Origin of the sequence: uncultured Fibrobacter sp., from assembly GCF_900316465.1 — a bacterium.
Lineage (GTDB): Bacteria > Fibrobacterota > Fibrobacteria > Fibrobacterales > Fibrobacteraceae > Fibrobacter.
This window is the reverse complement of the sequence record NZ_ONDD01000002.1, coordinates 90,587-112,549: the sequence shown is the minus strand read 5'-3', so window position 1 is coordinate 112,549 and position 21,963 is coordinate 90,587. Positions and strand designations below refer to the sequence as shown.

General features: G+C 51.2%; 18 protein-coding genes. 12 read left to right on the top strand and 6 right to left on the bottom strand.

All coding sequences use genetic code 11. From position 1 onward, the window contains the following. Window positions 1–3 precede the first annotated feature (3 nt). Window positions 4–1,278 carry a tryptophan synthase subunit beta gene (trpB, locus tag QZN53_RS01355; protein ID WP_163436935.1) on the bottom strand — a complete coding sequence of 425 codons (1,275 nt, stop codon included), beginning with the start codon at window positions 1,276–1,278 and terminating at the stop codon, window positions 4–6. Window positions 1,279–1,862: 584 nt separating this feature from the next. Here trpB and QZN53_RS01350 point away from each other — a divergent pair. After that, window positions 1,863–2,927 carry a hypothetical protein gene (locus tag QZN53_RS01350; protein WP_163436933.1) on the top strand — a complete coding sequence of 355 codons (1,065 nt, stop codon included), beginning with the start codon at window positions 1,863–1,865 and terminating at the stop codon, window positions 2,925–2,927. Between the two features lie 9 nt (window positions 2,928–2,936). Further along, window positions 2,937–3,803, top strand: a complete 867-nt coding sequence (locus QZN53_RS01345; protein WP_163436931.1) for a hypothetical protein — start codon at window positions 2,937–2,939, stop codon at window positions 3,801–3,803. An 84-nt stretch (window positions 3,804–3,887) separates the two neighbouring features. Here the strand turns inward: QZN53_RS01345 and QZN53_RS01340 are convergent, their stop codons facing one another. The 5 genes from QZN53_RS01340 to QZN53_RS01320 all read right to left on the bottom strand — a co-directional run bounded on the left by QZN53_RS01340 (window position 3,888) and on the right by QZN53_RS01320 (window position 10,789). Continuing rightward, window positions 3,888–5,381, bottom strand: a complete 1,494-nt coding sequence (locus QZN53_RS01340) for a bifunctional indole-3-glycerol phosphate synthase/phosphoribosylanthranilate isomerase (protein ID WP_163436930.1) — start codon at window positions 5,379–5,381, stop codon at window positions 3,888–3,890. Next, window positions 5,378–6,568 carry a cytosine permease gene (locus tag QZN53_RS01335; protein ID WP_163436928.1) on the bottom strand — a complete coding sequence of 397 codons (1,191 nt, stop codon included), beginning with the start codon at window positions 6,566–6,568 and terminating at the stop codon, window positions 5,378–5,380. Before QZN53_RS01335 ends, QZN53_RS01340 begins: the two co-directional genes overlap by 4 nt. A 109-nt stretch (window positions 6,569–6,677) precedes the next feature. Then, window positions 6,678–7,604 carry a LysR family transcriptional regulator gene (locus QZN53_RS01330; protein WP_072798628.1) on the bottom strand — a complete coding sequence of 309 codons (927 nt, stop codon included), beginning with the start codon at window positions 7,602–7,604 and terminating at the stop codon, window positions 6,678–6,680. A 139-nt stretch (window positions 7,605–7,743) separates the two neighbouring features. Continuing rightward, the gene (locus QZN53_RS01325; protein ID WP_163436927.1) at window positions 7,744–9,339 is read right to left on the bottom strand and encodes a bifunctional anthranilate synthase component II/anthranilate phosphoribosyltransferase; all 1,596 of its coding nucleotides are present in this window, start codon (window positions 9,337–9,339) and stop codon (window positions 7,744–7,746) included. A 1-nt stretch (window position 9,340) separates the two neighbouring features. Further along, window positions 9,341–10,789, bottom strand: a complete 1,449-nt coding sequence (locus tag QZN53_RS01320) for an anthranilate synthase component I family protein (RefSeq protein WP_072798624.1) — start codon at window positions 10,787–10,789, stop codon at window positions 9,341–9,343. 412 nt (window positions 10,790–11,201) lie between these two features. Between QZN53_RS01320 and QZN53_RS01315 the strand changes: the two genes are divergently transcribed. The 10 genes from QZN53_RS01315 (at window position 11,202) to QZN53_RS01270 (ending at window position 21,963) form a co-directional block, all read left to right on the top strand. Beyond that, window positions 11,202–11,837: a hypothetical protein gene (locus tag QZN53_RS01315; protein WP_163436925.1), complete on the top strand. Its 636-nt coding sequence runs from the start codon at window positions 11,202–11,204 to the stop codon at window positions 11,835–11,837. Between the two features lie 31 nt (window positions 11,838–11,868). Continuing rightward, window positions 11,869–12,474, top strand: coding sequence for a hypothetical protein (locus QZN53_RS01310; RefSeq protein WP_163436923.1), 606 nt, complete (start codon window positions 11,869–11,871; stop codon window positions 12,472–12,474). 3 nt (window positions 12,475–12,477) lie between these two features. Next, complete coding sequence (locus tag QZN53_RS01305) at window positions 12,478–13,770, top strand: hypothetical protein (protein ID WP_205428105.1); 1,293 nt, start codon at window positions 12,478–12,480, stop codon at window positions 13,768–13,770. A gap of 5 nt (window positions 13,771–13,775) precedes the next feature. Further along, window positions 13,776–14,852 carry a TIGR04133 family radical SAM/SPASM protein gene (locus QZN53_RS01300; RefSeq protein WP_163436922.1) on the top strand — a complete coding sequence of 359 codons (1,077 nt, stop codon included), beginning with the start codon at window positions 13,776–13,778 and terminating at the stop codon, window positions 14,850–14,852. A gap of 437 nt (window positions 14,853–15,289) precedes the next feature. Next, window positions 15,290–17,434: a bifunctional (p)ppGpp synthetase/guanosine-3',5'-bis(diphosphate) 3'-pyrophosphohydrolase gene (locus QZN53_RS01295; RefSeq protein ID WP_163436989.1), complete on the top strand. Its 2,145-nt coding sequence runs from the start codon at window positions 15,290–15,292 to the stop codon at window positions 17,432–17,434. Next, complete coding sequence (locus QZN53_RS01290) at window positions 17,431–18,024, top strand: hypothetical protein (protein ID WP_163436920.1); 594 nt, start codon at window positions 17,431–17,433, stop codon at window positions 18,022–18,024. The genes QZN53_RS01295 and QZN53_RS01290 overlap by 4 nt, the downstream gene beginning before the upstream one ends. 30 nt (window positions 18,025–18,054) lie before the next feature. Continuing rightward, a complete protein-coding gene (locus QZN53_RS01285; RefSeq protein ID WP_163436918.1) occupies window positions 18,055–18,435 on the top strand; it encodes an NADH-quinone oxidoreductase subunit A in 381 nt (126 codons plus the stop codon). Window positions 18,436–18,439: 4 nt separating this feature from the next. Beyond that, on the top strand, window positions 18,440–19,699 hold the full coding sequence (gene nuoB / locus QZN53_RS01280; protein ID WP_163436916.1) for an NADH-quinone oxidoreductase subunit NuoB: 1,260 nt from the start codon (window positions 18,440–18,442) through the stop codon (window positions 19,697–19,699). After that, a complete protein-coding gene (locus tag QZN53_RS01275; RefSeq protein WP_163436914.1) occupies window positions 19,696–20,838 on the top strand; it encodes an NADH-quinone oxidoreductase subunit D in 1,143 nt (380 codons plus the stop codon). Before nuoB ends, QZN53_RS01275 begins: the two co-directional genes overlap by 4 nt. 3 nt (window positions 20,839–20,841) lie before the next feature. Further along, window positions 20,842–21,963, top strand: a complete 1,122-nt coding sequence (locus tag QZN53_RS01270; protein WP_163436912.1) for a complex I subunit 1 family protein — start codon at window positions 20,842–20,844, stop codon at window positions 21,961–21,963.

Sequence of the window (21,963 nt, the reverse complement as noted above, 5' to 3'; positions counted from 1 at the left end):
TGATTACTTCCTTGTCATAATTTCGGCGTCGTGGATATCTTCGTTGTTTTCGAGGCGAACAAGTTCCGCCTTCAGGAATTCCTTCCACTTTTCGGGGCGGAACACCGGACTCGTGATAAAGATGTCCTTGTCGCCGCGGCCACTCATATTGATGACGAGCGCCTTGTCCTTCGGAAGTTCCTTCGCAATCTTCATGGCGGCGGCGCCAGCATGAGCGCTTTCGAGAGCAAAGAGAATGCCTTCGTTGCGGGCAAAGAACTTCACCGCTTCGAGAGCCTCCTTGTCAAGAATTGCCGTGAATTCCACGCGGCCCGATTCGCCGAGGGCAGCGAGCTGCGGGCCGATTCCCATGTAGTCAAGGCCTGCCGAAATAGAACGGGTCGGCAGCGACTGACCGTCTTCATCGATGAGGAAGCGGCTCTTGTAACCCTGCAGAATGCCTTCGCGGCTGGCGTTACCCGTCATGCGAGCGGCGTTTTCACCCTTGTTCGGGCCGATACCACCGGCTTCGGCACCAATCAAGCGCACCTTTTTGTCTTCGATAAACGGAGTGAACACGCCGATAGAGTTGCTACCGCCACCCACGCAAGCGACAACGGCTGCGATATCAATGTTACGTTCAGCGGCCTGACGCTTGACTTCTTCACCGATAATGGACTGGAAAGTACGAACGATATCCGGGAACGGAGCCGGACCGAGAGCAGAACCGAGCACATAGTGCGTGTTCTTGAAATTCGTAGCCCAGTCGCGCATAGCTTCGTTCACGGCATCCTTAAGGGTGCGGGCACCGCTCGTGACCGGCACGACCTTGGCACCATACATTTCCATGGTCGCCACGTTCGGTTGCTGGCGGCGCACATCGACTTCACCCATGTACACCACGCATTCGAGGCCGAGCTTGGCGCAAGCGGCAGCCGTCGCAAGGCCGTGCTGACCGGCACCCGTTTCGGCGATGATGCGGGTCTTGCCCATTTTCTTGGCCAAGAGGCACTGACCGATGGCGTTGTTGATCTTGTGGGCACCCGTGTTGGCAAGGCCTTCAAGCTTGATGTAGATCTGAGCGCCACCCAACAGTTCCGTTGCCGTCGGAGCGTAATACAGCGGCGTTTCGCGGCCAATGTAGTCACGCTGGATGATTCGGAGCTCTTCGAGGAATTCCGGATCATGGATGTACTTGTTGAAGGCCGCTTCGAGGTCGTCGAGCGGACGGCGGATGATTTCAGCAACATACTTGCCGCCGAACTTGTCAAAGAAACCGTTATTTGAAGAAATTGTCATATTGGGTTCTGGGGTTTAGGTTTAAAATCTCGGGGTAAAAAATTAAAGGCCTTCGGGAGTCCGAAAGCCTTTTACAAAACACTTGATGAAATCAGCAAAACGGACTCTATTTAGTAGAGCCCCACCACCAACGGTTGAAACGGATTGCTGAATTCATCTTCATGCGCCCTAATTTAGGAATGTCTCCTTAACATGGCAAGGGGTACAGCTCAAAAAAAGTGAAGACTCTCGACGATCGAGAGTCTTCTGTTAAACACTTGATGAAATGGCAATGCCTAAATCCCTTCTTTGAGAACCTCGTCGATAGCGGCGCTAGCGTCAAAGCGGATTGCCAATTTCATCTTTATGTCTTCAATATATATACTAATTCGTTGTCTGTCAATAGGTTAGCGTAAGATTTTTGTAAAAAATTCTTTCATAATTTGTACAAAAAGGCCTAAATTCGGCCATTTGGGGCAAAAAAACACAAACAAAGGCCTTAGTGATTAAAATCATGTCATAAATTTTGATTCTCCACAAAATTTGGAGCCAAGCAAACATTTAATTATATTTACAAAGATCTTGTATAGACAATCGGAGACAATATGAAAAAGCCTCTACTAATCGCGCTATCCATTATGGCATCATTCGCTTTTGCCCAGGATAAGTGCCTTGACCTTTGTGCATCATGCATGAACAACGACAAACAAGATGTATGCGCCAAGGTCGAAACCCTTTGCAAATGTTCAGACATTCTTGAAAGCTTAAGTCAGGAACTCCAAGCAACAAGTTCAACGTCCACCGACACGGTGCAAAACGAGGTTTCTTCTGACACAACAGCCTCCACGGACTCAACAGCTTTACAAACAGACTCCTTAGCAACAGACAGCATCACCAAAGATTCTGTAGCCGAGGTTCCACAAGACACGATCGTTGCCGACTCTATCAAGCAACCAGAGCTCATTGATACAACCAGTAACGAGCAAACCGCTCTGGTCCCCGAAAACAAACCCAAAGACAGAACCTTCTATTTCGGCATATCGCTCGCATTTGAAAAATTCGATGAGTTCACAGTAGCAGATTACGATGTGCATGGGGGCGACCGAGACTTTGACAACATCGGAGCCAACCTTGGCTTTTTACTCCGTTGGTATATGTTGAAATCAATCAGCTTCCAAACTGGGCTAAACATGGTCTATCATCACGGATACAGCGACATTAAGGATTCAGAACTTGAAGTCGGATGGGGTGCTTACCATTATAGCCATGATATTTCTATTGAATACCACAACCTTATGGCTGAAATTCCATTAACGTTCCGGTTCGGAATTCCGTTTGTCATCAGTCCCTATGTCAGCTTGAGCATTCACGTTCGCAAGCCCCTTTACGCCTGGATTGATTACGATTTTGACTACGAATGGCAATTTAGTGAAGATTATAATTACAGCAGTCGCTCTTACGACTATGATGATTATGGAAGCAACAGCGGTGCTTTTACCGAAAACGACTGGGAATTCTTGGGCTATCTCGGTTTTGGCATTGAACTCACCAGACACCTTTCCATTCAATGGCAAATGCTTTTGATCAACGCCGTTACCTACTCTAACGAAATTCTGAACTACAAACTTTTGGCTGACACCTGGCGTCTCAATCTTGACATTGCATTCTAAGGAGCATTTATGAACTTTTTCAAGAACAAAAAAAATATTGCAGGCCACATTCTGCTCCTTGCTAGCCTACCCCTTTTCTTCGCATGTTCCGACGACAATCCGTTTAGCAACGCAGAAGGCAACATGGAAGACATTCGCGGCGAGGCTGCAACTAAGTTCAACGAAAACGAGGATGATTACGATCGTCATCGCGATGAAGATTACAACGACAACGACGATTACGATGACAATGACGATGAATATGATTGCCGCTACGGAATAAGTTCGCACACTGATTCCTGGTGTTGTTCAAATTACGGATACCAGTGCTATAACACATCGTCCAGCTCCCGCAAAAGTTCCAGTTCCTCTGCTTATAATTATGAGTACGACTACTATTCATCAAGTTATCGTTACAGTTCTAGCACAGAAAACGATATCTCTTATGATGACGAAGCACAATCCTACCTGTACAAGGATTACACAGTTGAAATAGACTTGACTTGGTTCAAGCAACTTACAGACAACTGGGAAAAGCAAAAGAAGCACGAGGGCGACTACAGCGACGGAGATCCAAGCATTTCATTCGTAATAAAGACATACTCTGACTATAACCGAAAAGATTCTGTCAGAACAGACGTATTTAAGCTAGAAGATGCCGGCACATGGAGTGGACACGAGTATTTCACAAAAAAATTCAGCGGTGGCGCCAACGAAATTTACATTTGTCCGTTGGTTTTTGAACGTAACAAAATCGAACTCAATGTTGACCACTCATCCTATTATTGCTACATCATTCGCGATGCAGGAAAAAATATCAATAAGGCCATTAAGCAATCGGATACAGAAGCAACTGATTTTGAGCTAGAATGGACTGTTCGAATCAGCTACAATTAGCCGAAAGAAGTCATATAAAAAAATGTCATCTAAACCGCCGGTTCACTTAAAGCCGACGGTTTCTTTTTTTTTGTGAATTCGCAATTAAACGGATTTTAGCGCGTCAAACAACGCGCTTATTTTTTTTGCATTCTTGATTCCGAGGGCGTCTTCGACACCGCTGGAGACATCGACGAGTTCCGGGTGGAACTTTTGGACAATCGCGCCCACATTTTCAGGCGTGATGCCGCCGGCAAGCCAGAGCGGTAACTCACCCGCTTTTTCGCGAAGCAGGTTTTCGGGAATGGTCTTGCCCGTACCGCCAGGGATTCCTTCGACCTTGGCATCTAAGAGAATGCGTGGTTCACCATTCTTGCGGAGAGCAACAACCTTGTCGAAATCGGATTCCTCGCCCACGCGGGCGGCACAGTAATGCGGCAAGCCGCTGTATTCGGCTTCGGGAGCTACACCGTGGAACTGAACTGCATCGAGCACGCCTTCTTTGGCAAGCTTGATAGCGGTTTTGCCTTCAACGGATTCGGGATCGGTGATGACGCCAACGAGAATCGGACGGTTCGAACCAATCTTTTCAGCAAAGCTGCGTACGAACTCTTCGGTAGTCAAGCGCTTGGTAGTGCTGAATACAAAGCCGAGCATATCGGCGCCGAGTTCAGCGGCAAGCTTACCATCTTCGTCGCGAGTAATGCCACAAATTTTAACGAGCGGGCCCGCCTTTTGGGCAGCCTTGCGTTCTGCAAACTTTTTCCAGAACTTGCCGCGGGCATTTTCGGAGCCCGATTCAAATGCGCCTACCACTTCTTTAGCAAGCGGCGGATTCTTGGCAACGGCCTCGCCCACCAGGATTCCCGTGAAGCCAAGGTTGCGGGCATAAGTCGCATCGGCCGGGCATAAAATCCCCGATTCAAAAACAGCCTTGGCCGGGAGCTTGCTACGGATAGACGCGGGAACCAAAGGGTCCGTATGGAATGTAGCCAAGTCGCGGGAATTGACGCCCGCCACCACCGTCTTGGCGGCAGCATCGCCCAAGGCTTCGGTCACCAATTTCAGCTTGCGCAGGTCATCAGTTTCGCGGACTTCCACAAAGGCCTGCATATCAAAACTCTGGGCACGCTTTGCCATCTTTACCAGTTGGGCATCATCCAGAATGCGGGCAATCAAGAGCACCGCATCGGCACCGCAGCGGTAAGCAATATCGATTTCATCCTCGAACAAGAGGAAATCTTTGCGAAGTACGGCACACGCATGCAAGCCCTGCTGACGGCGGCGTTCCATCAAGTCGGCAACCGCAATCAAGTCGCGGAGCGAACCCTTAAAGAAATTGCTTTCGGTAAGCACCGAAACTGCCTGCGCATGGGCCTCGGCATAAGTCGTCGCCAGCGCTACGGGGTCCAAGTCCGGCGCAATATCGCCCTTAGAAGGCGATGCTCGCTTGACTTCAAGAATCGCACCGGCGTTCCCGAGAAATTCGGTATGACCGCCACGGCGTTTTTCGGGAATTTCAATTCCGAAATTCAAACCCAACCGCGAAATATCTTCGCGGCGCATACGTACGATTTTGGCTAAAATGTCTTCGCTCATGAATTTCCCTTAGGCTTCAAAGTCAAGGCTTTAGAGAAAAGATAGGAAATTAAGGCCGACGCCAGGATAGAAAGAAGCGTGGGGCCGAGTATTACAGAATCCAGGTGCGACGTGACTTGGTAAACGGCAAAGCCCACCAGCCATGCGAACAAGTTCAAAATCCAGTACTTGTGGCCCACCTGGTGATTTTTCGCCAAGAAGAACGAAACCAGGAGTACGGCAGCCATCGGGGCAAACACCGAGGCAATCAGGTAAAGGAATCCGATGTAATGATCCATAATGCCCGAAATGGCAAGGACTGCGCTGATACCGCTCACCACGACACCCGTGATTTTCGGATTCAACTTATGGACAATGGCCTTGGCCGATTCGCCAGCAGAGTTAGCCGCCAAGAAGTTGGTGGTCACAGTCGAAAGCACAACGATAATGATTCCCGGGATTCCAAGGCCCGCAAGCAAAATGGCGCGGGCGATATCGTTACCGACTCCGGCTGCCGCAATCTGAAGCCCAATAAAGTACATCCAGAAACTTGCCACCGAGTAGGCAATCGCAGAGACCGCCGTAGCGCGCGTCGGCTTTTCGACATCCTTGGTGTAGTCCGAAATCACCGGCAACCAAGAAAGCGGAAGCGCCATCGAAATTTCAAAGATATTCCAGAAGCTCAGCGCATGTTCTGCAGCAGGCGCACTCGATGTTCCGACACTGAACAACTTGGCTGTCAGCACAATCAAGAGCACCGTCAGAACCGCCATCACCACCGTCGTGACTTTCGCAAAACGGCGAAGCCCCACAAAGACCCAAATGGCAATCAGCACCGCAAGAATCACGCAAGTCAGCGGGAAAGAAATCGGGAGATTGAGACCCGCCAAGACAGACGCCCCTTGCGCATTCAGCACAGCAATCCAAGCAATCAACTGGAACAAGTTCAGCGAGGCGAAGAACTTAGAACCGTAAGAGCCGTAGACAGATGCGGTCGTTTCCATGGCATTCAGGCGGACGCGGGCGCCGATAAGGCCCACGAAGAACAGCAAAATGCCGCCCAGAATATGGCCCAAAATCAGCGGGAGCCAAACAGAATCGTAAGAGGAGGCGGCCCCAATTTCAATACCGGCTTCGATTTCAGAAACCGAGATAGCCACCCCAAACCAGATGACTCCATTCGTTAAAAGATTCGTGCGCTTTTCCACAATGCACCTCCATAAATTCTAAAGACAAGCCAATAATAGTAAAGCCCGTCTTAGAACTCAAGGAATAGTTTAATACTTCTTTTTGATGTTCTGTTATAGTTCGTAGCTATTACGACGAACAGGTCGCCAGGTAACGCTGCAGTTCTTCAACATAGCGTTCGCCCACCAAGCCAAGCAGCATGTTGCGCTTTGCGATGTAGCCGATTTCCATGACACGGCGGGATTCTTCGCTCTTGTCCTTGAAGGGCACAGCCAAGTAATCGGAGCCGTTCAATTCTTCGCAGATAATGCCGGAGCAAAGCGTGTAACCGTTCAGGCCAATCATCAAGTTCAGCATGGTGGCACGGTCGTTTGCCTTGATGGTACGCTTGTATTCGTTCGTACTCAGGATTTCTTCGGCAAAATAGAACGAGCTGTTGTCACCCTGTTCAAAAGAAAGGCACGGGTATTCGGCCAGTTCATCGAGCGTAATGAACTTGTTGTTGGCAAGCGGGTGGCCCTTCCACAGGTACACATACGCCTTACAGTCGATGAGCTTATGGAAAGCGAGATCACGGGCGTTCAGCAAGTTCATGATAATCTTGCGGTTGAAATCGCTCAGGTAAAGGATACCGATGTCGCTCTTGAAAGAGGCCACATCTTCGATGACTTCTTTGGTGCGGGTTTCGCGGATAGCGAATTCGTACTTGTCGGTATCGAAGAGCTTGACGGTTTCCACAAAGCTCTTGACCGCAAAGGAATAATGCTGCGTCGAGACGCCAAACTTCTTTTTGCGCTTGCCGATTTTGCCGTACTTGTCGAGCACCGATTCGTAATGGTGGTAAAGTTCGCGGGCGTAGGCAATGAATTCTTCGCCTTCATTAGTGAGCTTGACACCACGACTGGTACGGTTGAAGATGAGGATGTTCAGTTCATCTTCAAGATCTTTAATAGCAGCAGTCAGCGACGGCTGCGAAATATAAAGTTTTTCGGCGGCCTTGTTAAAGGAACCGGTTTCTGCAATGCCGATGGCATAACGTAATTGTTGTAGAGTCATGTGGATCGGCCTCCTGATGAAAATCGTTGCGTTTTTTCGTTGTGATTTTATTTCCTAGTTTTTTAGTAGGAATAAAAATATAGCTAAAAACTATTAGACTGGCAAGGGGTTATAAAACCCTTTGCCAGCCTTAATTTCATTATGCGTTGGTGGCGGCCTTCACTTCTTCGATCTTCTTGAGAACGGAGCCGTCTTCCATAGCCTTCATGGCCTTGTCGAAGCCTTCCTTGATGCTGGCAGCCTTATTGCTGATGTAGAGGGCGGCTCCAGCGTTCAGGGCGCAGGCATACTTGATGCCCGGGCGGCCCTTGCCGTTCAGCACGTCGAGAGCGAGGTTGAAGTTATCCACGCCCGTACCGCCGGCGAGATCTTCGGGGTCCACGGCCGGGACGCCGAAGTCCTTCGGGTCGATGCGGTATTCGCGATATTCACCGTCTTCGAGGATTTCGGCAATGGTCGTCGGGACGCACGGAGAGATTTCGTCGTAGCCGTCGTCGGAGATGGCGACCATCACGCGCTTGGCACCAAGGGACTTAGCAGCCTTGGTAAACGGTTCCAGAATCGACTTGCTGTAAACGCCGAGCATGAGGTACTTGGCTTCGGCCGGGTTCGTGAGGGGGCCGAGCAGGTTCATGATGGTTTTGACGCCGAGGGCACCGCGAACCGGGCCAGCAAAGCGCATGGCGCTGTGGTAGACCGGAGCCATGAGGAACACGAAGTTCGTCTTGTCGATGACGCTGGCGGCTTTTTCCGGAGTCATGTCCAGCTTGAAGCCGGCTGCGGTATAGAAGTCTGCGGCACCGGACTTGCTGGAAACAGCGCGGTTGCCGTGCTTGGCAATCTTGGCGCCACAGCTTGCAGCGATAAGACCGGAGAGCGAGCTCACGTTGAAGCTACCCTTGCCGTCGCCACCGGTACCCACGATATCGGTGAGTTCGTCGCCGCTGTACGGGAAGTTGCGTTTCTTGCTGCTCAAAACCTTGGCGCAACCTGCGATTTCTTCGGTCACGGGGCCCTTGCTAGAAAGTGCGGTAAGGATTGCGGCCATCTGGCGTTCGTCCATGATACCGTCGGTCAGGTCTTCCATGAACATTTCGGCGGTTTCGCGGCTCAGGTCCTTGCCTGCGGTAAGCGTGTTCAAGATTCCGCGGATGTCGAGCGGTTCACGACGGTAGTTGAGGAATGCCTTGAAGAATTCGTCGGCACGGCCGCTGGCGATGGATTCCGGGTGGAACTGCACGCCTTCAATCGGGAGCGTCTTGTGGCGAATACCCATGATGTCACCGTCGGTAGCGCGGGCGGTCACTTCGAAGTCAGAAGAGAGCGTCGATTCGTCAATGACGAGGCTGTGGTAACGCGTGAAGATGTTCTTCTTGCCAATGGTGCGGAAGAGACCCTTGCCGTCGAGGTCGATTTCTTCGGCGATGCCGTGCTTGATGAACTTGGCCTGCACAATCTTGGCGCCAAAGGCGTAACCGATAGCCTGGTGGCCGAGGCACACGCCGAGAATCGGGAGCTTGCCAGCAAAATGCTTGATGGCTTCCACAGAGACGCCTGCATCTTCGGGGCGGCCCGGGCCCGGGCTCACGATGAGGCGGCTCGGATTCAGCTTTTCAATGTCTGCAATGGTGCATTCGCGGCTACGGAGCACGCGGATTTCTTCAGTAGTAATCTTGGCCAACGCCTGGTAAACGTTGTAAGTAAAAGAGTCGTAGTTATCAATAATGACGATCATCTTAGTTTTCTCCTTCGAGCACGGCGCGGATGGCACCCAATTTTTCATTCGTTTCTTCAAATTCGCGGTCGGCATTCGAGGCCGCGACAATGCCACCACCGGCCTGCAGGCTGATGGTCTTACCCTGCTTTAAGCAGCAACGGATGGCGATGCAGAAATCCAAGTCACCGTCGGATTCCATGTAGCCCACTGCACCGGCGTAGAAACGACGCTTAACCTTTTCGAGGCCAGAAAGGATTTCGATAGCGCTGATTTTCGGAGCGCCGCTCACCGTACCAGCCGGGAAGCTGGAGCGAAGCACTTCGATGGCCTTCTTGTTCTTTGCCACACGGCCCTGCACGTCAGAGACCAGGTGAATCACGTGGCTGAACTTTTCGCATTCCATGTACTTGGTGGTTTCCACCGTACCGGCTTCGCAAACGCGGCCAAGGTCGTTACGGGCCAAGTCCACGAGCATCAAGTGTTCGGCACGTTCCTTCGGGTCGCCCTTCAAGTTCTTCATCAGGGCTTCGTCTTCCACGTCGTCCTTACCGCGGCGGCGAGTGCCTGCAATCGGGTGGATGGTGGCGATGCCGTCACGCACGCGCACGAGGCTTTCCGGCGATGCACCGATAAACTGATGCGTTCCGTAATCGAGGAAGAACATGTACGGAGACGGGTTCACCGTGCGAAGGCGACGGTAAATGTCGAGAGCTTCGATATCGCTTGCAAACTGGATGCGGCGAGAAGGCACTGCCTGCACGATGTTACCGGCGATGATATGCTTCTGCAGAGCTTCGACCTTTTCGGTGTATTCCTTGCGGGACTGTTCCAGGTCAGTCATCGTGATGCCCTTGCCGTACTGCTTTTCCGGAGCGAGGTAGCTGAAGTCCAGGTCTGCGAGGCGGGCCTTCACCTTTTCAATCGCAGCCTTCAAATCAATCTGGTGTTCTTCGTAGTTCAGGGCGAACAGGTGAAGTTTTTCGGTAAAGTGGTCAAACACGATGTAGATGTGACCGACCAAGAATTCGGCTTCGGGAATGTTGAGTTCATCGACCTGCGGGGCAAGGCGAATGGTATCGCAACGGGCGCAGAATTCGTAACCGAGGTAGCCCACGCCCGAAGAGGGAATCGGGATCTGGTTGGGCGGCACCGTATTTTCGGCAGAAATCAGTGTAAGAGCGTCGAGAATGTCGCCCTCGCCTTCCTTGAGGAACACGCTTTCCTTGCCGTCGACAACGATGCTTACGTCTTTGTCGTTCTGGCGCAGACGGAAGCCTTCGTCCACCATCAGAGTCGAATAGCGGCTACGACCGTGGGAGAAGCTTGCGGATTCGAAAATAGCCTTCGCACCGAGCTTCTTGCCGAGCGAAAACGGGGTGTAACGTTCACCGGGCAGTGCCACGTAGATACTGTCGGTACGGGGTTCGAAGTTAGGGCTTTCAGTGATGTGCCTTATGTTCGTTGTCATTTTGATCCTCTGGTTTAAAAATTCATTAGCCTTTTCGTTTCAGGTTCTGCAAAGGCTTAGGTCCCGGAGGATTTCAACGATTTTGGTAAAAGAGAAAGGCCTCCGTGAGTCCGGAAGCCTTTGCTTTAAAATCTTGGGTGATTTGCGACAAATACCGGGCTCTATGTCAGAGTCCGCGCCACCAACGACGGTTAAGGGTTGCACTTGTTGCGTAAATCATCATGGCCCAAAAATACCTAACAAAATTTCCATTGGCAAGGGGTTCGCGACATTTTTTCGTAAAAAAATTGAAATCATCAGCCCAAAAAGGCAAAAAACAGCCCCTGTTATCACACTATTTTGCCCCTACATTGCAGGGTAATAATCATTTATATATATTCGTTATCGAGAGATATTAAGAAGGGAGAACAGTATGTTCTACAAACATTGGAAAAAGATTGCGCTTGCCCTGGCCGGTTTTTTCTGGGCCAGTTGTGACAGCGATACCACCTCTGCAAATGGCGCTGAAGAACCCAGTTCCAGTAGCGTCGCGACACCCGAATCTAGTTCCAGCATAGCAACCGGAAACGAAACGACATCCAGTTCTAGCGAAGCGACCGAAGCTAGTTCCAGCAGCTTCGAACAGATTATGCCCGCTTATGGAGTTCCGGACGATCCCATTTTGAATTCCAGCAGCAGCGGCGACACACTAGTCGAAGCCCAACCTTTATACGGCGTTGTCATGGACAAATACATTTGCACCCAGGTAAAGGGCGAATCCACGATGACATGCGCTGACGGCGCCACCTGTACGCAAAAAACCGAAGAGCGTTGGGGTGGACTCCCCTGCAGCAACGACATCTGCCCTGATTACGGCGTGGTGCAGATTTCCGAAAACACCTACGAATGCGACGGCAAGGTTTACAGCGAAGCCGAATTCCATGCTCGCTACGAAAAGATGACCATTGTCGACGATCCGGCACAGGACACCTCGTTTAAGGATATGCAGCCAGTCCTTTATGGACCTCCCTGCGTATTTGACGGCACTTGCAACGACGAAAAGGAATAGAAGTCGTTAGTCGACCGTCAGGGAATCAGCCATGTTTTACAAGCACTGGAAAAAGATCGCTCTTGCTCTGGCCAGTTTTTTCTGGGCCAGCTGTGGAGGCGATGGCTCCAGTGAAGACATTTCCTCAATTCAGGCAAACCCCAGTCTTTATGGGATAATAGAACCCATAGAGAATGATCCCAGTGTTATTACATTCTCTTCCAGTTCGGCAGAAGAAAGTTCCAGCAGCGAGTTCATTGAGATGGCTCTCGACTATGGCGTTCCGTACGATCCTGACGATAGAGACACTATATACACTGACCAAACACTCTGTTTTAACGATTCTGTGCAAAATGTCGAAGGCAGGGTGTTCAAGATTATTGACTGTATCGACGGCAACAAATACCTTCGAGATCCGTCTGATGCCGGTTTCGAGGGCGTTGAGCTCCCCGAAGGAGTCCAGGTTTTTGCCCCGAAGGCTGGTAGCGAAAAAGCACCCAACTGCACCAGCGACCAGGATATCTGCATTGAACGCAACCCCTTCAAGCCGATTGAACAAGATTCACTTGCAGGTTGCCACCCCATTATCGATTGCCCCGCAAAGCTAGATGGTGAAATCTTTATTAAGGTGGATACAACATCTATTAAGGGGGAATAAAGTATGTTTTACAATCACTGGAAAAAAATTGCTCTCACGCTGACCGCATTCTTCTGGGCCAGCTGTAGCGAAACAACCGAGGACACTCCGCTTTACGGATGCCCTCCGGACGGTTGCTACGACGAACCCGAAAGCAGCAATTCGAACAACGAAGAATCTAGTTCTAGCGAGACAAACGGAACCGAGAATGGAGATTCGTCCAGCAGCGAATTCTTCAACCCTCCGGTTTACGGAGATGAGCCCGTATTCGGAGAATCCAGCTCCAGCAGTGAATTATCCGAAGAATCCAGTTCCAGCGAGGAGGCAACGGACCGTTACAAGCTCGCTAGCGACACAAACATCACCTGCAAATACACCGACGAAAGGGTATTCCCGGGCAATTGCCTTCTCTATGACAACTATTCAAAAAAAGGGGCTGCTAACGACGATGAGTTTGCCCCCCTCTACGGAGTCCCTCTCTATGGGACACCTTCTTGCGTAAGGCCTGAAATCAACCTGAAATACGACTGTTCCGACGGCAAGACCCGTATAGTACACGATCCCGTCGAGAACCCCCTTGTAAATAAAGAAGACGGAAAACTGCTGCAAGAAGGTCAGATGCTCTATACTTGGGACGAATACGCCGCCAAGTTCCGCAACAGTTCCAGTTCCTCCGTAGCGGCAAACTCCAGTTCAGGCGAAGACACTTGCGTGCCCGGTGATTCGGTCATAGCGTATTACCCGCCCTCCTATTCAGCCGATGTCGCTAAAATGGACGCTGAAGAAAAAGCTAAGTACGAAAGCAGTCGCAAAATCGACAGCATTGTAAATACATTGAATTCGGTTCCACAGTGCATCGCCGATTTGCAGCAAGAACTTGACTCGTTTGTCGCACTATATGGCGCTCCGATCCAAATTCACACAAATGAAGTTTGCAGCGACGGAATCACGCGTCCGACGCAGGAATATCTCGATTACCTGACGATGAAAGAGGAATGGGAAAAGAACAAACCCGCCCTGGACAAAGAATGTCAAAAGATTTATGAAGACAAGCTAAAGGATATCGAAGATCAAATCAACCAATGCCTGGCAACATCAAACCCCAACACCAATCTGACGGTTTGTGATCTTGAAGCCATGTGCCCTGTATACGGAGTAACCTCAACATGCACCAACATGTATCGATGCAAAGATGGTGTTACTTGCACTAGAAACGATGGCGAAACAGATATCAAATGCATTGACAAACAGGGTGAAAGCGTCACCTACACCAGAAACGAATTCAACAAGAAATATCACTCCAAAGAACGTTATTAGAATTTATGAAACTCTCTCTTAAAAAGAAACTCGCTCTTGAAGCTTACCGCCTTTACCGTCACAACGAAATCAAGGCACACCCGCTTACTTACTTTTTCTGGGAATGTACCCTGCGCTGCAACCTGCACTGTCTGCACTGCGGTAGCGACTGCGTCAAGGACGCTATCCCGGACATGCCCCGCGAAGACTTTATGAACGTGCTGGACAAATTGGCCCCGCACATTGACCCGAAGCACTTTATCGTGGTGATTACCGGCGGCGAACCCCTGATGCGCCCGGACCTCGAAGAATGCGGTATGGAAATCAAGAAGCGCGGCTACCCCTGGGGCATGGTTTCTAACGCGCTTGCGATGACGCCCGACCGTTACACGCGCCTGCTGAACGCAGGTCTACGCTCGCTCACGATCAGCCTCGACGGCCTGCAAGAGAGCCACAACCATTTTCGCGGCGACCCGCATAGCTTTGAGCGAGCGTTGCGGGCCATTGACATGGCCGCTCACACCGAAGGTCTCACCTTCGATGTGATGACCTGCGTGAACCGCCAGAACCTTAAGGAACTTCCGAAGATTCTCGACATGCTCTTGAAAATAGGCGTCAAGCGCTGGAGAATCGCAACCGTGTTCCCGAAGGGCCGTGCCAAGGATAATCCGCTATTCCAGCTTACGAACCAGGAATTTCGCCAGGTATTCGACTTTATTCGCGAAGTCAAGAAATTGAACGTGATCAACGTGAATTACGGCTGCGAAGGATTCCTCGGCAGCTACGAAAAAGATGCCCGCAACTACCCGTTCTTCTGCCGTGCCGGCGTGAACGTGTCTTCTGTACTCTGCGACGGCAGCATTTCGGCTTGCCCGAGCCTGCGCGGAGACTACATTCAGGGCAACATTTACAAGGACGACCTGTGGGAAGTCTGGCAGAAGCGTTACCAGGTGATGCGCGACCGCAGCTGGGCCAAGATTGGCGACTGCAAGACCTGTAAATACTGGCGCTATTGCGAAGGCTCCAGCCTGCATTTACGTGATGAAAAAACGAAGGAATTGGCTTATTGCCATGTAAAAAGATTAGAAGCAGCAGGTGCGTGACGACAAATGCGTAAGGCGAGAGTCGCGGCCAAGTGTACTTGGTCATGACCGAGCCTAGCATTTGGTACTTGAGCGAAGCGAAAGTACAAAAAACGAAGGAATTGGCCTACTGTCATGTAAAACGCTTGGAAGACGCCGGCGCATAGGCAAAAAAGATTTCAATCACCTAAAAAAAGCAAGAGCCGCACCCCCTGGGTGCGGCTTTTTCCGACAAGCTTGCTGTCGGAGGGGCTAGTTTTTTAGTCTCCAAACCAATACCTAGCCATGTATTTTTTGCTTGGGCGTAAGATAGGTTTTTCACCCCGAAATACAATATCTTCTTCAAACAAAGCGTTGTACAAAAAAACAACAGCGAAACCTGCAAAAACCCTTATTTTTCGCTTATTTCGCAAAAAAGAACAAATCAAAGTCCAAATTTTTAGATATTATTTATAGTGATGTTACAAGCGAGCCTCACATCGAACCAAACGCACATTGTTGATGTGCTTATAAAGAAGAATCCCAAGTTGGAACGTGAGATTCTTGAGAAGGCTGTAGCGTTTATTGCAGAGGCTCACGAGGGGCAGTACCGCAAAAGCGGAATGCCTTACACGGAACACCCCTACGAAGTCGCCAAGATTCTAGCCGACCTCAAACAGGACCAATCGACGGTCCTTGCCGGGTTGCTACACGACGTGGTCGAAGATACCGACCACTCCCTCGAAGAAATTGCCGAAAAATTTGGTGATGACACCGCCTTCATGGTGGATGCCGTTACCAAGATTACAGCCGCCCAGGAATCGAGCAAGACCGCCCAAAAAGCGGAAACCTACCGAAAGCTGATTGTCGCCATGGCGAAAGACCCTCGGGTCATCATGATCAAAATCGCAGACCGCATCCACAACATGCGCACCATGCGGTACATGAAGCCCGAAAAGCGCCAGGCAATCGCGCAAGAAACGCTCGACATCTACATTCCGCTCACGCACAGGTTCGGTCTTTATAAGCTCAAGAACGAACTCGAAGATTTAAGTTTCAAGTACGTAAACCCCGACGAATACCAGAAGCTGGTGAACTTGCTCATCGAGAACAAGGAATCCCGCGAAAAGTACATCCAGTCAGTGATTGGCCCTTTGCAGATCAAGATGGCACTCGAAGATTTCGACTGCACCATCCAGGGCCGTACCAAGAACATTTACAGTATCTACAACAAGATGCTTAGCCGCGGATGCCAGTTCGAAGACATCTTCGATATTTTCGCGATTCGCATTATTGTAGAAACGATTCCCGAATGCTACCTGGCTTTGGGCTACGTCCACAACCTGTGGACGCCCTTGCAGAGTCGCTTTAAAGACTATATCGCGACCCCGAAACCGAACCTTTACCAGAGCATTCACACCACCGTGATCGGCCCCGAAAACAAGATGGTCGAAGTCCAGATCCGCACCAAGGATATGGACCTGACCGCCGAAAAGGGATTCGCCGCGCACTGGGCCTACAAGCTTGAGACCCAGCACGAAGGCGAAGAACTCGCCTGGCTGAACCACATGGTGAAGTTGCAGTCCGAAATTTCGGACTCCAAGGAATACCTTGACTTTTTGAAGGTGGACTTGAAGCCCACGGGCATGACCGTGTTCACGCCCAAGGGAACCTCCATCGAACTTCCGCAAGGGTCGATTGTCCTCGACTTCGCGTTTGCCGTACATACCGAACTCGGCCTGCACTGCATCGGCGCCAAAATCAACGACGAGGTGGTGAACCTCGATACGGTTGTGGAACATGGCGCCACTATCCAGGTGCTCAAGAGCCCCAATCAGGAACCCAGCCCCGAATGGCTCGACATGGTAAAAACAGTGAAGGCCAAGCAGGAACTGCGCCGCTGGATGAAAAACAGCATCATGAAGCAGGCCCTGGACCTGGGTAAGGAAATCTGGGTACGCGAACTTAGACTCCAGAAAATCGAAAAGGACAAGCGCCCCACCGAAGAAAGCATTTGCAAATACTTTGGCACGCCCACCATCGACGACTTTTATGAACGCATTGGCCAGGGCGAACTTCCGCTCGCGGACATCCAGCGTTTTTTGAACGGTGGCGAAACCACGCAAAAGGAATCAACCGCACTCCGGTTCTTCCCGATGTTCAACAAGGACGTAAAGGCCGAACGCAAGGACGAAATGCCCCTGCAAATTGGGCAAGAAACCAGTTTGGTGGTACATTTTGCCAAGTGCTGTAGTCCGATTCCGGGCGATCCGGTGGTAGGCGTTCTAAGGCCCAAGATTGGTATTGAAGTCCACAATACGGACTGTCCGCAGCTCAAGAACCTGCCGATGGAACAGCGCATTGCGGTGGAATGGAGCGAAGATATCAAGCATTCGTTCGAAACCCACCTCACCATCGACACCGAGAACCGCAAGAACATTACGTTCGACGTGCTGCAGGAACTCAAGCGAGCCAATGTATTCCTCGATCGCGTGACTGCGGCAAGCCAGCACTACTCGGGCAGAATCCGACTGGTGTTCAAGGCCTTCCGTAAGGAACAAGTCGACACAATCATTAACGCCATCAAGAATATTCCGGGCGTAAAACAGGTGGTAAAATCATGATTTCAAAGCTCCACCACAGCGACTACACGCTTAAGAACCGTGCCTTCAACTGCCGTATGCGCAACCGCTACTACGAAGAAGTGTACTACGCGTTCAGAGCCATTTTCCCAAACGAAGTCGCTGAGCGGAGCGAAAAGAATCCGGTGGCCGACACCATCTGGTTCCAGAACCTGAGCAAAGAAATCAAGCGCTACGAAAGGTTAATCAAGACATGCCTGGAATACGCGCAAGCCGCCATCTTTTACGGCAAAGCCGAAAACAAGGCCATGTATTCCAAGGACAAGCGCTGGGGTATATTGCAAGAAGAAATCTTCTTGGTTCACTTTTTGCAAGAGCTACTATCTACCACACGCTACGTGATTGCCCGAATCGAAACCGACCAGATGCTACAACACTGGGCCGGCGAAATGCAAGACCTAAAGACCAAACCGGTCGCCTCGGGTTACGTGAACACCATTCAAGAAAAATTGAATGAAATGAATGCGGCGACGCTAGATGAATTCAAGGACTTGCTGAAACACGTGCTAGACCGATTCCAGATAGGAAACACGCTGTTTGGTACGGTTCAGGAGCTACAGAACTTTTACTAAACGAAAGAAGAAAGACAAGAGACACAAAAAATGTCAGAGTACATCATCCTTTCAATCTTCCTTTTCCTGGGCGCGTTTATCGCGGCAGCTGCTACCGTTACGGGGTTACTGCTCGGTTACCGCACCAAGAATTCCAAGAACAAGATGGCACCCTACGAATGCGGTATGGAAACCATCGGAAACGCGCGAATCCAGTTCAAGGTGGGTTACTACCTGTTTGCGCTTCTGTTCCTGGTGTTTGACATCGAAGCCCTTTTCCTGTTCCCCGTCATGGCGAACTTCAAGGAAATTATGGCAGGCAACACTCCACTGCCCCCCCAAGTCGTTGTCATTGACCTTGTGATTTTCATGGCAATCCTCGTTTCGGGCCTTGCCTACGCATGGAAGAAAGGAATCCTTAAGTGGGAATAACCCTATGGGAATTATCAACCTAGCTCCTAAGATTTTAGATCCTATCCCGGGCGGCAAGTATGTCGTCAACGCGATAGACTACGTTGTAAACTGGGCCCGAGCAAACTCGATTTGGCCCCTCACCTACGGCACCAGCTGCTGCGCCATCGAAATGATGAGTAGCTCTATGGCCCGCTACGATATCGCCCGCTTTGGCTCCGAAGTGTTCCGCGCTTCGCCCCGCCAGGCGGACCTTTTCATTATCGCAGGAACCATTACCCGCCGTATGGCGCCCGCTCTCCAGATGCTCTGGGAACAAATGCCCGGCCCCAAGTACGTGCTCGCCATGGGCGCCTGCACCATCAGCGGTGGCCCGTTCATTTACGATAACTACGCTGTGGTGCGCGGGGCGCAGAACCTGATTCCGGTCGATGTATTCGTCCCTGGTTGCCCGCCTCGCCCCGAAGCCTTGTTCCACGGACTTTTGACTCTGCGCGAAAAGATTTTGAAAGAAACCTGCCGCGATCCTTGGCACGAAGGCGACGTGCGTAACGTGTCGACCATGGACCGCTACCGTGAAGCCGCCAAGGCCTGGGCCGCCCTCGAACGAATCAAGGACGAGGAAATGGCCGAAGCCCGCGCCAAGTTCAAGGAAGAAAATCCGGATTACAAGAGCAGCTTCAAGCCCGTACGCGTGAAAAAGGAAGACTTCCCCGAAGTGGAACGTGTCGCCTGCAAGCGCTTTGGTTTGAGCCAGCTCGACATTTACAAGAAACTCAAGGCAAAGTTCCCCGGCATTACCGTGCACACGCACAGCGAAGACCCGATTGAAGACGTGGTCGCCGCTATGCCTGCGGACCGTCCGCTCGAAGTGATGATTGATGTGGAAGACTACTTGCCTGCCGTCGAATACGTGAAGAACGATCCCGAATTCAAGATGAATTACCTGATCGATGTCACGGCAATTGACTACGACGACCACTTTGACATGGTGACGCAGCTGCGCAGCCTCGAAAAGGGCCACAAGGTATTCTTCTGCGTGCAAATCAAGAAAAACTTCAACATTCCCGAAGAAGATCGCCCGACATCGCTGCTTGGATCTGTTCCGACGATTAGTCACTTGTACCCGGGCGCCGAAGTCAAGGAACGCGAAGTCTACGACATGTTCGGCATCAACTTTGAAGGCCACCCGGACCTGCGCCGCATTTTCTTGGACAAGGACTTTGTAGGCTACCCGCTGCGCAAAGACTTTACGCACCCCGAAATGATTAGGAGGCCCGTATGAGTATAACGAGACTCCCGCCGGGATTCAAGATTACCCGCGACACCAATACCGAAGAATTCTTTATCAACATGGGTCCGCAGCACCCGAGTACCCACGGTGCTCTCCGCTTGGCGCTGCGTATGGACGGCGAAAACATTGTGGAAGTCGTGCCGCACTTTGGCTACATCCACCGCGGCATGGAAAAGCAGGCCGAATCCATGAGCTACCTGCAGTACATTGCCATGTCTGACCGTCAAGACTATTTGACCGCCATCCAGAACAACCTAGGTGTCGTCATCGCTCTTGAAAAAGGCATGAACATTGGCGTACCCGAAAAAGGCGAATACATCCGCGTAATGCTTTCGGAGCTCGGACGTATTGCAAGCCACCTGGTGTTCTTCGGCTGCTTCGGCGGCGATTTGGGCGGCCAGACCTGCTTGCTGTTCGGCTTCAAGGAACGCGAAATGATCCACGACATTCTAGAAGAAGTCACCGGATCGCGCCTGACCACCAACTTCTTTAGACCGGGTGGCAGCCGCTTTGACGTTCCCGAAAACTTTATCGACCGCGTCAAGGCTTTCCTCAAGCACTTGGAAGGTGCGATGAAGGACTACGAAAGATTCCTTTCGAAGAACATCATCGTGCTCGAACGAAGCAAGGGCATCGGCATTCTCTCCGCCGAAGACGCCATCGCTTACGGATGCTCCGGCCCGGTACTTCGCGCCAGCGGCGTCGACTTCGACGTTCGCAAGGCAAACCCCTACAGCATTTATGACCAATTGCAGTTTGACGTGCCCGTGACTTACACCGGCGACTGCTACGACCGCTACACGGTGCGTATCGCCGAAATTCACGAATCCATGCGCATTCTGTACCAGTGCATCGAAAAGTTCCCGAAAGAAGGCCCCTGGCGCTCCAAGGAAAAGCCGGTGCGCCTTCCGGTCGGTCGCTACTATAGCGAGATTGAAACCGCAAAGGGTCTGTATGCCACTTACGTGGTGGCCGCCACAACCGGCGAGAAGCCTTACCGTATTCACACGCGTGGGCCGAGTTTCCCGCACATTGCCGCCCTTAACAAGATGGCGCAGGGCCACAAGATTTCGGACCTTGTGACCATCATGGCAACGCTTGACCCGGTGATTCCCGAAATTGACAGGTAATATATGTTTGTACCTTCTATTACACATCCTGTAGGCGACTTTATTCGCGAATGGGTTCCGAAGCTTTCGGCTTACTTGCCCGAACAGCTGCAGTCCCAGACGCTCGATAGCATTGCCGCCTTCTTGATTAACGCGCTCCTCTGCATTATCGCAGTCTGCGCTGTGAATATCGGTTCTGCCCCGATTCTGATTTACATGGAACGCAAGGTTTGCGCCCACGTGCAATGCCGCTTGGGCCCCATGCGTCTCGGTTGGCATGGTACTCTGCAGACCATCGCCGATGTGATCAAGATGCTCTTCAAGGAAGTCTATTCCCCGAGCGGCGCCGACAAGTTGATGTTCTATGTAGCACCGCTGATTGTGCTGATTGCCCCGTTCATTATCGCCGCCCTGATTCCGTTCGACCACAACCTGATTGTCGCCGACATCGACATGGGCATTCCGATGATTATCGCGGTGAACGGCTTTGGCGTGCTGGGCATTTTGCTTGGCGGCTGGAGCAGTAACAACAAGTATTCCTTGCTTGGTGCTCTCCGTAGCGGCGCCCAGATGATCAGTTATGAAATCTCCTTTGCGATGATTCTTTTGTTCGTCGTGATGATTTCGGGTTCTACAAGCCTGATGGATATCGCCCAGGCCCAGGACGGCACGGTTCTTGACTGGTTTATCTTCAAGATTCCGGTGCTCGGCTTTATCGCCTTCATTCTCTTCTTTATTTCTAGTACCGCCGAAATGAACCGCGCTCCCTTCGACATTGCCGAAGCAGAACAGGAACTGACCGGTGGTTACCACACCGAATACAACGGCACTCCGTTTGCCATGTTCTACCTGGCCGAATACATCGCCCTGGTCACGAACTCGGCACTTGCCGCCACCTGCTTCTTGGGTGGATTCCATGCACCCTGCATTGGCGTTGCCGCTATCGATGGCGTTCTGCAGATGGTGCCCGGAGTCGTGTGGCTCTTCGCGAAGATTTACTTTATGATTTGGTGCTACATGATGGTGCGCTGGACTTTTGTCCGCCCGCGTGTAGACCAGCTCATGGACTTTGAATGGAAATTCCTTTTGCCGGTGAACCTGGTGCTCCTCGCCGCCGGCGCCGTGTGGATGATTTTTGTAGGATAA